Source organism: Algoriphagus sp. AK58 (assembly GCF_014324365.1).
Taxonomy (GTDB): domain Bacteria; phylum Bacteroidota; class Bacteroidia; order Cytophagales; family Cyclobacteriaceae; genus Algoriphagus.
On sequence record NZ_QEIG01000008.1, the window covers coordinates 824415 to 840047 of the forward strand.

Annotated in this window: 14 protein-coding genes; 11 read left to right on the plus strand and 3 right to left on the minus strand. The window is 45.6% G+C overall.

What is annotated here, in order from left to right:
- Positions 1–52 precede the first annotated feature (52 nt).
- The 5 genes from DDT91_RS10395 (at position 53) to DDT91_RS10415 (ending at position 3921) form a co-directional block, all read left to right on the plus strand.
- The gene (locus tag DDT91_RS10395) at positions 53–814 is read left to right on the plus strand and encodes an SDR family NAD(P)-dependent oxidoreductase (RefSeq protein WP_187176088.1); all 762 of its coding nucleotides are present in this window, start codon (positions 53–55) and stop codon (positions 812–814) included.
- The gene (locus tag DDT91_RS10400) at positions 807–1487 is read left to right on the plus strand and encodes an acetoacetate decarboxylase family protein (protein ID WP_187176089.1); all 681 of its coding nucleotides are present in this window, start codon (positions 807–809) and stop codon (positions 1485–1487) included. Before DDT91_RS10395 ends, DDT91_RS10400 begins: the two co-directional genes overlap by 8 nt.
- Positions 1474–2262 carry an SDR family oxidoreductase gene (locus DDT91_RS10405; protein ID WP_187176090.1) on the plus strand — a complete coding sequence of 263 codons (789 nt, stop codon included), beginning with the start codon at positions 1474–1476 and terminating at the stop codon, positions 2260–2262. Before DDT91_RS10400 ends, DDT91_RS10405 begins: the two co-directional genes overlap by 14 nt.
- Before the next feature lie 30 nt (positions 2263–2292).
- On the plus strand, positions 2293–2952 hold the full coding sequence (locus tag DDT91_RS10410; protein WP_187176091.1) for a hypothetical protein: 660 nt from the start codon (positions 2293–2295) through the stop codon (positions 2950–2952).
- A gap of 87 nt (positions 2953–3039) precedes the next feature.
- Positions 3040–3921 carry a Nif3-like dinuclear metal center hexameric protein gene (locus DDT91_RS10415; protein WP_222718625.1) on the plus strand — a complete coding sequence of 294 codons (882 nt, stop codon included), beginning with the start codon at positions 3040–3042 and terminating at the stop codon, positions 3919–3921.
- A gap of 81 nt (positions 3922–4002) precedes the next feature.
- Here DDT91_RS10415 and DDT91_RS10420 read toward each other — a convergent pair whose 3' ends face one another.
- Positions 4003–4422 (minus strand): hypothetical protein, encoded by a 420-nt coding sequence (locus tag DDT91_RS10420; protein WP_187176092.1) that lies wholly within the window; start codon positions 4420–4422, stop codon positions 4003–4005.
- Between the two features lie 406 nt (positions 4423–4828).
- Between DDT91_RS10420 and tnpA the strand changes: the two genes are divergently transcribed.
- The 5 genes from tnpA (at position 4829) to DDT91_RS10445 (ending at position 11396) form a co-directional block, all read left to right on the plus strand.
- The gene (gene tnpA / locus DDT91_RS20635) at positions 4829–5257 is read left to right on the plus strand and encodes an IS200/IS605 family transposase (protein WP_255502070.1); all 429 of its coding nucleotides are present in this window, start codon (positions 4829–4831) and stop codon (positions 5255–5257) included.
- A 331-nt stretch (positions 5258–5588) separates the two neighbouring features.
- Positions 5589–6878 carry a M20/M25/M40 family metallo-hydrolase gene (locus DDT91_RS10430; RefSeq protein WP_187176093.1) on the plus strand — a complete coding sequence of 430 codons (1290 nt, stop codon included), beginning with the start codon at positions 5589–5591 and terminating at the stop codon, positions 6876–6878.
- A 9-nt stretch (positions 6879–6887) separates the two neighbouring features.
- Positions 6888–8747 carry an alpha-amylase family protein gene (locus DDT91_RS10435; RefSeq protein WP_187176094.1) on the plus strand — a complete coding sequence of 620 codons (1860 nt, stop codon included), beginning with the start codon at positions 6888–6890 and terminating at the stop codon, positions 8745–8747.
- 108 nt (positions 8748–8855) lie between these two features.
- Positions 8856–9656 carry a GH25 family lysozyme gene (locus DDT91_RS10440; protein ID WP_187176095.1) on the plus strand — a complete coding sequence of 267 codons (801 nt, stop codon included), beginning with the start codon at positions 8856–8858 and terminating at the stop codon, positions 9654–9656.
- A gap of 240 nt (positions 9657–9896) precedes the next feature.
- Positions 9897–11396 carry a sulfatase gene (locus DDT91_RS10445; RefSeq protein ID WP_187176096.1) on the plus strand — a complete coding sequence of 500 codons (1500 nt, stop codon included), beginning with the start codon at positions 9897–9899 and terminating at the stop codon, positions 11394–11396.
- Between the two features lie 183 nt (positions 11397–11579).
- Here the strand turns inward: DDT91_RS10445 and DDT91_RS10450 are convergent, their stop codons facing one another.
- Both DDT91_RS10450 and DDT91_RS10455 read right to left on the minus strand, forming a co-directional pair.
- The gene (locus tag DDT91_RS10450) at positions 11580–12749 is read right to left on the minus strand and encodes a S9 family peptidase (protein ID WP_187176097.1); all 1170 of its coding nucleotides are present in this window, start codon (positions 12747–12749) and stop codon (positions 11580–11582) included.
- Between the two features lie 12 nt (positions 12750–12761).
- Positions 12762–14369: a sulfatase gene (locus tag DDT91_RS10455; RefSeq protein ID WP_187176098.1), complete on the minus strand. Its 1608-nt coding sequence runs from the start codon at positions 14367–14369 to the stop codon at positions 12762–12764.
- 154 nt (positions 14370–14523) lie between these two features.
- Here DDT91_RS10455 and DDT91_RS10460 point away from each other — a divergent pair, with 154 nt between their 5' ends.
- Positions 14524–15468, plus strand: coding sequence for a TIM barrel protein (locus tag DDT91_RS10460; RefSeq protein WP_187176099.1), 945 nt, complete (start codon positions 14524–14526; stop codon positions 15466–15468).
- Positions 15469–15633 lie beyond the last annotated feature (165 nt).

The window sequence follows — 15633 nt, forward strand, 5'->3', positions numbered from 1 at the left end:
TGATGACAAACCTGACAGGTTTTGAAAACCTGTCAGGTCTAATTTTATAAAAATGAGAAACCCAAAAGTAGCCATCGTCACCGGGGCAGGTCAGGGAATAGGCCTGGCCATTGCAAGGAAACTTGTCGAAAATGGCTCCCATGTCATTCTCAATGATTTGGAAAAAAGCCTTACTGAGGAGGCAGTTGCACATCTTTTGCGTTTGGAAAAAGGAAAAGTGCTGGGATACTCCGGAGACTCCTCAAGTAAAGGAGTGATTGAAGACCTCTTAAGCCTCGCCTTGAATGAATTCGGGTCGGTAGACCAAGTGGTTTGCAATGCTGGAATCACCCTGTTTGGAGGATTCTTGGATTATTCATGGGAAGACTTCACTGAGGTAACCCGTGTCAATCAGGCTGGGACTTTTTTCCTTACCCAAGCGGCATCGAGAATAATGAAAGACCAAGAGTCAGGGGGGGCAATCCTTTTTACCTCATCTGTCACCGCTCACCAAAGCCACGAAAATCTTGCTGCCTATGCCATGAGCAAAGCTGCCATTGAAATGCTGGCCAAAAATCTGGTCTTGGAACTTGCCCCATTTGGAATCAGAATCAATACCATTGCACCCGGTGCTACCCTTACGGAGCGAACTACCTCAGATCCGGATTATGCCAAGACTTGGTCCAAACTTACCCCTCTTGGAAGGCCTGCCAGCCCGGAAGATATTGCAGAAGCAGCGGCATTTTTGTTGTCTGATGCGGCCCGTCACATTACCGGACAAACACTGATCATTGATGGAGGATGGACCTCTATAAGCCCCTCTCCTTATGCATGAGAATCCACACATCCTTCAAGACCTCCATTTGGTCCTTCAGGCTCCTCCTCCATGGAAATTAAGAGGTGAAGGAATCATTTTGGTGTTCAAGTTCAAAAAGGATTGGGTCGAGGAACACTCGCATCTCCCTGCCCATCTCAAAGGCAAGTTCAAAGGAGGACTTGGTTATGTGATGCTCGTGGATTACGAAACCTCCCCGGTAGGACCTTATCACGAATTATTGATCATTCCAGGAAAATTCCGGAAAACAAAAATGCAGGCCATTACCAAGATTTATGTGGACTCGGAAGCCAGCACACAAAATGGAAGAAACAACTGGGGAATCCCAAAAGAAACACTTCCGATAAAGTGGAAAAAAGAACCAGAAAAAGACATCATATCTGTTTCTTCAGGAAGCAAAGAGGTTTTTTATGCTGAAATCACAAACGGTGGCCTATCATTCCCTGTTACCACTTCTTTTCTTCCTATCCGACTGTGCCAGACCTTAAATAAGGTCAAGTATTATACAAGTCCTTATGGCAGCGGCTGGGGTAAGCTGGCAAAAATCCAAAGGCTTGACCTAGATCCTAATTTTTTCCCTGACATCCGAGGAATCAAACCTCTCCTGGCTATCAAGGTCAATCCATTCCAAATTAAATTCCCTAAGCCCACCTATGGGGATGAAGTCATTTAGCAATGCTAAGATCATCGTGACCGGTGCTGGATCTGGTATAGGGATGGAGTTGGTAAGAAGCCTGTATCCTTTTTCCAAAAGAATCTTAGCAGTAGATGTTTCCGAAGAAAAAATAAGGAATCTAAAGTCTGACTTTCCTGATCTCGAAGGATACCTGATCACAGATTTGAGCAAAAAAGAGGGAAATGAAAAGATTCTTTGTTGGGTGCAAAATGTTTGGCAAGACGTGGATTATTGCTTTGCCAATGCCGGCAGGGCAGAATACCAAGCCGCAGAAAAACAAAACTGGAAAGAGGCAGAGAGCCTTTTCCAGCTCAATGTTCTATCTCCCATCCAACTTGCCATGGAACTGAAAACCCTTTTTCCCAAATCAGCTTTTCAGTATGTCATCACCTGTTCGGCTATGGCCTTTTGGCCAGTGCCGGGTTATAGCTTGTATGGTGCCACCAAAGCAGCACTTTTGCAATGGGCGAAGACCGTTTGGTCCGAAAAATCCGGAGATTGGCTTAGCTTGGTTTTTCCGATTGCTACTTCCACAGGATTCTTTGCGGCAGCGGGAAATCAAATTCCCAGAGCTTTTCCCGTTCAAAAACCTGAATTGGTTGCGAATAAGATTCTCCTTGGAGCACAGAAAAGGAAAAGAAAAATCTTCCCATCTCCCATGTTTAAGACCATGCTTTTATTGGATCGTTTCCTTTTTATGGTTCAGCCATTTTACAAAAGACTAGAATACCATAAATTGAAGAACTGGCTTTCCAAACAAACCGAAAGCTGAACAGTTTTATCTCTTCACCACCCTTTGATCATGAAAAAATACCTGTTTTTCCTCCTTACACTGGTGTTGGCTAATGCATGCCAGCAAAAACCTGAGCTTCCCGATACCTTACCTTTCAGGGTCGCGAAAGCCTATGGATTCGAAAACTTTGACCAAATTAAGTCCATTGCCTACACGTGGAATGTACAACGCGATTCCGTGAATGTGGTCTCCAGAGACTGGAAGTGGAACATCAAAGACAGCACAGTCTATTACTCGGGTCCAGACACTACATTCACTTACAGCCTCACTGCTGATTCTCTTCCAAAACAAGACGGGGCCTTTATTAATGATAAATACTGGGCGATGATGCCATTTCAGCTGGCTTGGGATTCAGGGTATACCCATGAAATTTCCGAAAATGTTCCGTCTCCGATTAAGGGTACAAATTCAACCAAGCTGACCATCGTTTACAATTCGGGTGAACCCAAAGCGCCGGGAATGGGCTATACTCCCGGGGATGCCTATGATTTGTACATCGATGAAAACAATATGATTCTTGAGTGGACCTTTAGAAGAGGAAATGGTGCTGAAGGCCGCACCTGGACTTGGGAAAATGTAGGTCAGTTTGGTCCTATCAAGCTCGCTCAGGATCACATGGGGCAAGATGGAAATCGCTTCATCTGGCTGACCAACGTCAAAGTAGAATAGTTTCTTTTGAGAGAAAAGGAATTCTGGCCGTGGGTATTTATTGCTCACGGCTTTTTTTACTTTTAATCCTAGTCAAATCTCCCCAACATGAACAGAAGAAAATTTATCCACTCATCTGGAGCACTGATTGGAGCAGGAATGCTTGCCAATCCTTTGGACACCTTTTCATTCTCCCCAAAAAAATCCTGGACGGTGGGAGAAATCATGGACACCTTTATTGCTCAGGTTCCGAACGCTCCCTTTGCACAAACGGTAGATACCATCAAGGTAGGTTCTAGAGACACCGTAGTGACCGGGGTGGTGACCACGATGTTTACGACCATGGAAATCATCCACAAAGCCATCGAAGTCAAAGCCAATCTGATCATTCCACATGAACCTACTTTCTTTTCTGGACAAGATGACACAGATTATCTGCAAAATGACCCCGTGTTTCGTGCAAAGTATGACTTGATGGAGAAAAACGGCATAACTTTGTGGAGAAATCACGACTATGTTCACCGAATGCAAGATGACGGAGTGCGTGTCGGAGTGGTAGGAGATTTGGGATGGAATGAGTATTACACCCCTGGAAGCCGGATTTTGACTATCCCCAAGACAGATCTTCGGAGCCTGATCAATCACATCAAAACTAAACTGGGTGTACCGGCCATGCGCTACGTGGGAGACTTGAATCAGTCTTGTGAAAAAGTTCTCTTGTTACCCGGCGCAGTTGGTGGACGATTGCAGATCACTCAAATCATGGAGCATAGACCAGACGTATTGGTCTGCGGAGAGTCCAACGAATGGGAAACTCCCGAGTACGTAAGGGCTGCCAACGAAATCGGGATGAAGCTTTCTATGATCGAGATCGGGCACTCTGCCAGCGAAGAAGGCGGATCTGAATTTTTGAAAAACTGGCTCAATCAACACATGCCCGGATTGCCGGTGTTTCATATTCCCTCAGGAAATTCATTGCAGACCTTGTGAAACATAAAAATGCCCCCATAAAGTGTCTAACTTTTTGGGGGCAAATCATCAGATCGGCTTTTTGGTCCAAATCGTTTTGGATCAGTTCTTTTTGAAAAGATCTTCTACGTTGGATTTCAGGTCATTCCATTCTTTTTCGATGTCTTTGGAGGTCTTTTTTGCTGCGGATTTGACATCCTTCCAAGTGTTTTCGGTAGCCTTTTCTACGTCTTTCAATGCCTTTTCCACTTCAGACTTTTCATCTTTGAGTTCCTTTTCTGCCTGTTCGAGTTCAGCTTTCATTTCTTCAGTAGCTTCTTCCTTTTTGGCTTTCAACTCTTCGATTTTCTGGTCGATCTCGGATTGCAGGTCCTCCAGTTCAGACTTGAGTTCCTTTCGCTCGTTTTCAAATTCGGCTTCGATAGTTTCCACTTGATCAGATTCTTTTTGAGTTCCTTCGCAGGAAAAAAGAAAGGTCGCCAAAAAGGCAAGTCCTAAAATGCTGATTGATTTGATGTTCATAAGTAAAGTGATTTGGTAAAACAGTTTTTGCCTTAAAGGGCAATCCCTGTGCCATTGGTGGGAATTGGTTGGTATTTGGAGAAATACGAGATGGGAAATAGGTTTGGGATTGTTCAGGGAATCAAATAAAGGAATTAAATACAGCCCCCCCCTTTGGGGCTCTGGTTCGATTTTTTTCCTCAAAGCCCCAAATTCAATTTGGGGCTAGAACAGTTCGCACCTTTGGGGCTCTGCTTTGAAGAATGGGTTTTTAAAATTAATGACAAAGGCATTTTTTGTATTAGCCCAGAATTCAATTCTGGGTTTTAAAATCAAATTTGTATTTTCAAGAGTGCCAAAGGCCTGCCTGTCCGGCAAAGGCAGGCACGATCTGTAATCCATTTTTCAATCCTAAATTTTTCAAATCATGCCTCAGTCCCTAGCCAAAGTGTACCTCCACATCGTTTTTTCGACCAAAAACAGAATTTCGATAATCCAAGATGAAGTCAGACCCCATGCGCAAGCCTATTTTGTCCAAGTCGGCGCCAACCTTGGAAGCTTTACAGAAGAAATATTTATGATGCCGGATCACATTCACTGGCTTTGTACCCTGCCGAGAACAATCACTATTGCGGATTTGGTTAAGAATGTGAAAATCTCCAGTTCAATCAAATACAAAGAATTGATCCACCGAGATTTCGAATGGCAAAAGGGTTATGGCGCATTTTCAGTCAGCCAATCCAAATTGCAAACCGTCAAAAGGTATATCCAAAATCAGAAACAGCATCATCAAAAATTAGATTTCCAGGCCGAGTATCGAAGAGTATCGAAGGTTTTTGGAGGAATGTCAAATTGAATATGATGAAAAATTTGTTTGGGATTGATTGGTGAATAAAACACAGATCGCCCCGTTGGGGCTCTGGATTCTATCATACATTCAATTCCCCAAATTGAATTTGGGGCTGTAACAGATTGCGCCTTCAGCGCAATTGGTAATTCAATCGGATTTTGGAAAAGTGCCAAAGGCACGTCCTTTAAATGCCCAGAATTCAATTCTGGGTTTAAAATCAATTTTGTATTTTCAACGAGTGCCAACGGCACGATCTGTATCTGATTTTATTTCCAATATCCTTGGATTAAAAATAACCAACCTTGCCCCCTCCCGCTTTTTCCGCTATTTTCCATCCATGAAAAAAATCACCTTCTTCCTGATTTTAGCGATAGCGCCTCTTTTCTCTTTTGCCCAGCAAAAACTCAACAAAGACGAACAAAAACTGATCGAACTGATCGATAAAAACTACAAGGAAACCCTAGCCATCCTTGAGGAAGTCATCAATATCAACTCAGGTTCTTTGAACAAAGAAGGCGTACGGGAAGTCGGCCGGGTCTTCGAACGGGAATTTCAAAAAATCGGCTTCCAAACCGAATGGATCGAGCTCCCAGCCGAGGTAAACCGTGCCGGGCATTTTGTGGCTACCCGCAAAGGAACCAAAGGCAAAAAACTTTTCCTGATCGGGCATTTGGATACGGTTTTTGAGAAGGATATGCCCTTCACTCCTTTTTCCTACCTCAATGACAGCACGGCCACAGGCCAAGGTGCCAATGACATGAAAGGCGGCGATGTATTGGTGTTGGCCAGCTTGAAAGCCATGCACCAATTGGGACTGCTTGATGACCGTACGATTACCGTGTATTTCAATGGGGACGAAGAAAGCTCAGGCAACGCCGAACTCTCCAGAAAGGACTTTATCGAGCGCGCCAAGCAGCACGATATCGCTTTGGGCTATGAGACTGCTCAAGGATTCTCTACGGCAACCGTTGCCCGACGAGGGGCTGGAGGCTGGACTCTGAAAACCAGCGGAAAGCAAGGCCATTCCAGTGGGGTTTTTGGTCAAAATGCAGGTTATGGAGCGATCTATGAAGCCGCTCGAATCCTGAATGAGTTCCGCGAAGCCTTAGCAGGTGAAAAATACCTGACCTTCAATCCGGGACAATTTATAGGAGGATCGGATGTGATTTTGGATCAAACCTCCGGAGCAGGAACAGCATTGGGTAAAACCAATATCGTAGCCCGAGAAGCTGTAGTTACCGGCGATTTGAGATTTTTGGGAGAAGCCCAGAAAGAAGCCGCACGAGCCAAAATGCGGGAAATAGTTGCTAAAAACCTCCATCAAACTGACGCGGAAATCACCTTCTACGACTACATCCCTTCCATGGAGCCAACGGAAGGGAATTATGTCTTGGCGGAATTCCTAAGCCAAGTCAGTCAGGATATGGGGTATGGCCCTGTGAAGCCCGGAGATCCGGGAAGCCGAGGTGCCGGAGACATTTCCTTTGTGGCTGAGTTTATGGATTGTCTGGATGGCTTGGGGGCTTCGGGCACAGGTGCACACGCTCCGGGAGAAACCATCAACATGAAGCAATTCCCCGATTTGATCAAAAGAAACACCATCTTCTTATACCGATTGACCCGATAACCTTTTAGCATGAAGAAATTTTTAACGACAGCGGTTTTGGTGGCAGCAGCACTTTCCTGCCAAGCACCAAAGCCTCAAGAATCCGAACCTATGAAACCCCAAAAAATCGTCGTTTATCAGGTCTTTACCCGTCTTTTTGGCAATACGAATACTACCAACAAACCTTGGGGAACCAAGGAAGAAAACGGTGTCGGCAAGTTCAACGATTTTACGGATACCGCTTTGGAGGAGATCAAGAAGCTCGGGGTATCACACATCTGGTACACGGGTGTACCTCACCATGGAGTGATTGGGGATTTTCCAGAAATCGGGGTGAGTTCAGACGATCCGGATGTGATCAAAGGTCGGGCAGGTTCGCCCTATGCCGTTCGGGATTACTATCAGGTCAATCCCGACTTGGCGGTGGATGTGACCAAACGAATGGAGGAATTCGAAGCGCTGATCGCCCGCACGCACAAGCACGACATGAAGGTGATTATTGACATCGTACCCAATCACGTGTCTCGCTTTTATGAGGGGAAAAACAATCCCGCCGGAGTTCGTGACTTTGGGGCAGACGATGACCAAACGGTCGAATACACCAAAAACAATAATTTCTACTACATCCCCGGAAAGGCCTTTTCAGTACCCGAACCCAAAAATGGCTATCAGCCTTTAGGTGGAGAAAAGCATCCCTTGGCCGATGGAAAATTTGACGAAAACCCAGCCAAATGGACGGGCAACGGTTCCCGATTGGCTCAACCTGACTTCTACGACTGGTACGAGACGGTCAAGATCAATTATGGAGTAAGTCCTGATGGGAAAAAGGATTTTGACGAGTTGCCTTCTGGAGCTGAAAAATTAGATTGGAAAGCGCATTATGACTTTTGGCAGGGCAAAGACGTGCCGGATTCCTGGAAAAAATTCAAGGACATCACCCAATTTTGGCTGGGCAAAGGCGTGGACGGCTTCCGATTTGACATGGCCGAGATGGTTCCGGTGGAGTTTTGGTCCTACCTCAATTCCCATATCAAAATGACCAATCCGGAGGCTTTCTTATTGGCGGAAGTTTACAACCCGAGTTTGTATCGGGATTACATCCACAAGGGAAAAATGGATTACCTCTACGATAAGGTAGAGCTATACGATACGCTGAAGCATATTATTCAGGGTCATGGATCTACGGATAATCTGGTGCCGATTCTGGAAGGACTGAAAGACATTGAGCACCACATGCTCCACTTCCTGGAAAACCACGACGAGCAGCGAATTGCCAGCCCAGAGTTTGCGGGAAATCCCTGGAAAGCCATGCCTGCGATGGTGGTTTCTGCTACAGTTTCGACTTCCCCAACCATGATTTATTTCGGACAGGAAGTGGGTGAGCCTGGGGCTGAGGATGCGGGTTTTGGCGACCCTAGCCGCACTTCCATCTTTGATTACATCGGGGTACCGCAGCATCAGAAATGGATGAATGGAGGCAAATTTGACGGAGGACAGCTGTCGGAAAATGAAAAGGCGCTGAGAAACTATTATTCCGAAGTACTCAACTTCACCCGCAACAGTTCGGCACTGATGGGAGAGTATATAGAATTACATTCCTTCAACCGATCTCAAAACCCAGCCTATACCAACAAATCCTTCGCTTTTGCCCGATGGGATGAAAGCCAAAAGCTGATCGTAGTGACCAACTTCGATGAATTCCAAACGGTGAAAACGACGCTCAAACTTTCTCCGGAACTGCTCAAGACATGGAACTTGGCAATTGGCGAAAGGGAGATCAGAGAGGTCATGTTTGGGAAGAAAAAGACCAAGCTTCGGGTCACCGACACTGGGGCAGAGATCGATTTGGATTTTGGTCCTTGGGAATCGGCGGTGTTTGAGGTGAGGTAGTTTAAATGCTTGGAGGTTGGGAAGTATGGAAGTTTGAATGAAAAGATGTCAATTTTCTGTTTCTCCCAAAGTCAATCTTAGAATGCTTAGAATTTTAGAAACCGAATAATGCCCCGAAAGAGAAAGTCCGGTCCTTGGATTGGGATCAGCTTGTTGATTATTGCTGTGGCTTTGGGTTCGGGTTATTTGGTGACAAAATTCCGTCGGCAACTCGATCAGCGATGGAGCGATTACACCCGAAAAGCGCCTCCATTTACCGAAGCCTTGAAGTTTGATCACGTGTTTTCCAATTTTCAGGATGGAATTCTTGGAATCGATGTGTCTGAATATCAAGGAAGGATTGACTTTGCCGGTTTGCAACTCCAACTTCAAAATCGGCAAATTGAGTTTGTATTCGTACGGGCCACCATGGGAAAGGATGGAAAAGATTCCCGCTTTAAGCAAAATTGGGAGGGTTTTCGGCCCCTTCCCATCAAGCGAGGAGCTTATCACTATTATCGCCCCAATGAAAACAGTACGCTCCAGGCTCAGAATTTCATCAAAACTGCCCAACTCAAATCAGGGGACCTAATCCCTGTCTTGGACATCGAAAAGCACAGCACCATCCAGTCTCGGGACAAACTTCGGGAGGGGCTCAAAAACTGGCTGAAGATTATTGAAGAACACTATGGTGTCAAGCCGATGATCTACACCGGAGATCGGTTTTTCTGGGAAGTGCTGCACAACCGTGGATTCGATGCGTACCCGATATGGGTGGCCAATTACAACCCGATCATGGAACCTGAAACTGAAGACTGGACCATCTGGCAATTTTCTGAAAAGGGAAGCTTACCCGGAATCGGGGAGAAAATCGATTTGAATTTGTTGGTAGGGGGAAAAGGCAGGTTGGAAGAGTTAGTGATTCCATAGCTTCTCAAATCGGAAAAGCCAATTTGGATGACTGATACGCGGAAAAAAACCGAGCTAGGAAGCAAAATCAGGATCTGGCCCTAAAATATTGAAAAATTAATCTCAATAATGTTTTTCGACCTTAACAGAAAGGTCTAATAAAGAGATTGACCTTAAAAAATTTTGATTTTCAGGTGAAATTTTTCATTTCCTTTTTGTCCCCTTTCAGGTATTTTGATTCTCTTATCAAAAAGTCCTGTCATGAATCCTATTGGTCTTATCCTACTTTTGGCTTTGTCCTTTTTTCAAAAACCTGTATCAGATAAAAAACCTAATATTCTTTTCCTCATTGCAGACGACTGGTCTTTTCCACATGCTGGAATTTATGGAGATCTGGTGGTAAGAACTCCGACTTTCGACCAAATGGCTAGAGAAGGCGCTCTTTTTCTAAATGCCTATACCGCATCACCCTCTTGTTCCCCAGCTCGGGCCAGTATTCTCACCGGCAGATATCCTCATGAAAATGAAGCCGGAGCCAATCTTTGGCCAGAATGGCCGGCCCAATACGACACCTACGTAGCCCTGCTGGAAAAGGCAGGATATTTCACTGGATCCACCCGAAAAGGCTGGGGACCGGGAGATTTCAAAATCTCAGGTCTAGATCATAATCCTGCAGGAAAAGGCTTCACTGACTTTGAATCATTTCTCAAGGAAAGACCCAAAGGACAGCCATTTACCTTTTGGTTTGGGAGCTCAGATCCCCATCGGGATTATGTGGCTAATACCGGTATTCAAGCGGGGATGAAATTGGAAGAGGTGGTGGTTCCAGGTTTTTTCCCGGATACTGACTGCGTAAGAAATGATATCCTGGACTACTACTATGAGATCGAGCGATTTGACCGGGAATGCGGGCAACTGATCGGAAAATTGAAAGATATCGGAGAACTGGACAATACCATCATTGTGATCACGAGCGACAACGGGATGCCATTCCCTCGAGCCAAGGCAAATTTATATGATTATGGAACCCGAATGCCACTCCTCATCCGTTGGCCTGAAAAGATCAAACCAGGCACTATAGTGAACGATTTTGTGAATTTTGTAGATTTTGCTCCGAGCTTTTTGGAGGTAGCTGGATTAAGTCCAAAAAACATGAGCGGGCAGTCTCTTTGGCCACTTTTGGCAGGAGAAAAACAGAAAAGAAATCAGGTTTATCTCGAAAGAGAGCGCCATGCCAACGTACGGAAGGGTGATCAAAGTTACCCCATGAGAGGAATCCGAAATCATCGCTATCTCTACATCTGGAATCCCATGCCGGAAAGGAATCCTGCTGGAGATCCGACCGTACATCAGTCCGTTGGGCAATTCGGAGATGTGGATCATTCCATCACCAAGTTTTTGATTATGGCCATGGAAGGAAAAAGTGTGACCGGACAACCGGATTATTTTGCCCTTTCCTTTGGACCAAGGCCTGAGGAAGAGCTCTATGATGTAGAGAAAGACCCTTATCAGCTTTACAATCTGGCATCAGATCCCAAATTAACCCAAGTAAAAGAAGAAATGAGAAAGGACTTGCTCAATTGGATGAAAAGGACCCATGACCTTCGGTTTGAAAATCCAAGATCTACCTATTGGGATGAACTCAGATTCACTCCGGATTATCAGATGAAGGATATCGATTGGAAAAAGCAAATTGAAGAATATCGGATTCTTCCGCCTTTTGGTGCGGTAAAGGAAATTCCCTGCCTACCAGTTCAGTAGTAAGGAATCGAAACTTATTATCCTGCTTTCGGAAAAGCAGGATAACAAGTCTCTCTCGAAGCACTCCCTTTTTCTGGAGAGGCAGAAAAGCAGTCGAAAGCAAACTGAGGAGTACTGGATTCTGCCACCTTTTGGACCCAAAATCCAAAAAGAGATTCCAAGTATAGAACAGGGAAGTTAAGGTTATTTCAATCTCAAGAAATCTAGTACGGCCTCATCCCCTTTGAACGCACGCTCCGGCATGGGATTTTTTTCATTGAACACCCTGAGTTCATCCGCAGAAAGCAGGGTCACAAAGCTTTCATCGAATCCATCCTGATAGGGAATCCGACCGGCATTGAGCCCGAGGTAATGTCCAAAGAAATTATAGACCGCAGCCCGTTTATTTTTCCCATAGTCGTGTCGCTCGCCTGCTAAGTGGACATTATCTACACGACTCTCTGCCTCATAAGTGGAATAGACTTTTTGCACATAGGGAAACTCGATTCGGGGATTGTTTTTGGTCCAGTCTCCTCCGTCTGAAACCAGCAACATGGGTCGAGGCGCAGCCAAAGCTGCAATCTCCACATTGTTGGTTTGGTGATCTGCACTTTTGTGAATCGGCATCCCACTTTCGCAGGTGCAGCCGCCGAAGAAATAGGCAGAAACCATCACCACAGGTGCTGAAACTTTAATCCTCGAATCCAAAGCAGTAATCAAAATCGTCTGAGTGCCTCCACCGGACTCGCCCGTCACACCGATTCGCTCAGGGTCCACATCCGAACGGGAAATCAGGTAATCGATCACCCGTTGGGAATTGTAGGTTTGAAGGGTGAGTGCAATCGGAATTTTGTGATCCACTTGCTTGGAATCGCCATAGCCAATCATGTCATAGGCAAATACCACCGCACCCATTCGTGCGAATGCTGCACTTCGGGTTTGCATGCTTTCTCCAAATCGTAAATCCGGCCCATGGCCATGAACGCTAAGAATTGCAGGACTTTTGGCAAAAGGGGCTGGATTAAGCGGACGGTAAAGGTTTCCCGTAATGAAAAATCCGGGGAAGCTTTCGATGGCGATGTTTTCCACGATATAGCCATCCATCTCGCGGGTGCTGTGAATGATGGTATTGAACGAAGTAGTTCGGGCAGGCATTTGCTCAAGCTTCATTCCCTCGATAATTCCTTTTCTGATTACTTCGGCTCGCTTTTCCCAATCCGCTTGGGTGCTCCATTCCGAGGCGGACTTTTTCATAAAAATAGCTGCCTCATCTTCTGTCCAATGAGCCCCTTGGCAAAGCATGTTTTCTTGGGCAAAAACCCTAGTAAACTGAAAAAGAAGGAATATCGAAATAGGAATGATTGCTTTCTTCATAGGTGCGAGCGCTTATTGGATGAGCAGGGAAATTTCTGTGGGTTCATATCCGATTCGGTGGGAATTGACATGGATAGTGTCTCCTTTCTGAGCTTCAAAAGGAGCAGTGTACACCTTCCAACCTTCTTTTTCAGAAAAACGGTAGCCAATCGAAGCGCTTGGATTGGAGCAGGTCAGATGAACTTTTCCATTTTCAAAAGTAAGCCGGGCGGCAGGAGTCACCGGAGGAGTGTCCTTTCCTTTCCACCAAGTACGGATCATTTCCATCTCATTGACCGTACCCAGATCCCCAAAATCTGCGATCCAATCCTCATGGGCTTTGCGCAGCTCGACCAACTTCTCCGAAAAAGCAGGGTCGGAGGCAAGATTTTTGAATTCATAGGGATCGGACTGGGTATCGTACAATTCCTCCACGGGTTTGGATGGTGCAAACCAACGGGCTTGATTTTCATTCAGCTTTCCTTCTTGGTGCAGCTTCAATAAATGCGGCATCAGAGGATTTTGCAGCCGAAATCGGATATTCTGGTAGTTGGGCTTCTCGGGCATGTAGTTGCGGATGTATTTGAATCGCCCGTCAAAAACAGCCCTCACCCGATCGTATTCACTATCCATTCGATCCCGTGCGGCATAGATGTATTTCCTTGGGGCTGATTTTTGAGCTCCTAAAAAGGCTTGACCTTGTATGCTCTCCGGAATAGGTATTCCCGCCAAAGAAAGAAGCGTAGGTGCAAAATCCACAAAACTGACCAGCTCTTCATTTCGGGTTCCAGCTTGCAGAAATGGAGCCTTGATCAGCAAGGGTACACGCAATCCCCGATCGTAGAGCTCACGCTTGACATAGGGTAATCCGTCTCCATGATCCGAATAGAAAAAGATGATCGTGTTGTCATATAGTCCATCTTCTTTCAGCTGCCGGATCACCTCACCCACCTGATCATCCATGGTCATCACATTGGTGATAAATCGAGCCATTACATACCTGCTGATCGAATCATCCGGATAATAAGGTGGGATTTTCACCTTGGATGGATCGACCTTCAGGGGTTCTTTTTCCCTCACCCACACCTGAGATTCATGGGGGGTGGTGAAGTTGAAAATGGAGAAAAAAGGCTGGCTTTTATCTATTCTGTTGCGGTAATGTGCTCTGGGGCTGCTTTCATCCCACATGGTCACGGGACTTCGGAATTGGTAATCTTCCTTGGAGTTGTTGGAGGTGTAATAGCCGGCTTCCCGTAAAATCAAAGGGTAAGGCTTCATTCCTTCAGGCAAAACCGCAGAATAGCCTTTGAATCCTGGAGGATAATCATCCGAAGCAACTGCAGAAGCTGCCAAAGTTCGCATGTGCATGGCGCCGATAGACGTTTGATAAGCACCAGTAATCAAGGCTGCCCGACTTGGAGCACATACGCCTGCAGTAGAGAAAGCATTCATGTACTGCACAGATTCCTTGGCTAAGGCATTGAGATGAGGTGTCTTTCCACCCGTGCCTCCATACACTTCCAAATGCTCCGGAGACATGTCCTCCACCACGATCCAGACGATATTGGGGCGATTTTGCTGAGCAAGTCCTACGGAATAGAAGAAAGAAATTCCGATCAGGAAGATTAAAAGCTTTTTCATAGCCAAGGTTGCTTTGGGTGGATTTTCAAAAGATAAGATTTTATCAGAATAAAGCTGAAGGGTACTGTCCTTTTCCAATTGAATATCAGTCCAAAATGGGCTTGGCCAATAATTTTTTATGGCTAACTTTCTTTCACCCAAAACCTCATCTCTTATGACCAATAGAAGAAATTTCCTGAAAACCACTGGCCTAGCCACAGCTGCGCTGGGTTTGGGATTGCCCCAAGTAAATTTTGCTATGAACAACGCAAACCCTCCATTCAAAATTTCATTGGCCGAGTGGTCACTGAATAAACTCCTATTTGGAGGAAAAATGAACCATTTAGACTTTGCACGTGACGCCAAAAAGAACGGAATTGAAGCCATCGAATATGTCAATCAGTTCTTCATGGATAAAGCCCAAGACAAGGCTTACCTTCAAGAAATGAAAAACCGAGCTGATGGAGAGGGAGTAACCTCGGTTCTCATCATGATCGATCGCGAAGGGCAATTAGGAGCCGCTACCTCAGAGGAAAGGCAACAAACCGTAGAAAACCACAAAAAATGGGTAGAGGCCGCCAAATTCTTGGGTTGTCATTCTATCCGAATCAATGCTTACACCGCTGTACCGTTCAGCCAAGATCCCAAAGCAGAACAAGAAGCCATAAATGTCTGTAGTTCGACCTTCAGAAGAATCTGTGAATTTGCGGATGACTTTGACATCAATGTAATTATCGAAAACCACGGAGGCTTTTCTTCCAACGGCAAGTGGCTAGCAGAACTGATCAAACAAACCGCACACCCCAGAGCAGGAACTTTACCTGATTTTGGCAACTTTGCCATGAAACGGGATGCTTCAGGAATCCTTAGCTATGACTCCTATCGGGGTGTAGATGAGTTAATGCCCTTTGCTAAGGGTGTCAGTTTGAAACCTGTGGTTTGGGATGAGAGAGGAAAGGAGCACCCTTTGGATTATGAGCGAATGATGAAATTAGTCGTCGGACACGGATTTCATGGATATGTGGGGATTGAGCATGGCTCGGAAGGCCGTGAATGGGAAAGCATCAACGAAATCAGGGTGAATCTGGAAACCATTCAACGGACTTTGGCAAATGCTTAAAAGAGAAGAGGCTGTCTCATAAGTACTGTTTGTCACATCGAGCACCGGACCATCGATAGTTGGGCAGATCGAAATGTGGTCTGGATCACTAGAATCGGCCTTCGACTCCAATCACCCTGAGCGAAGTCGAAGGGTGGGGCTGACCTTAATGCCCCTTGATGAGAC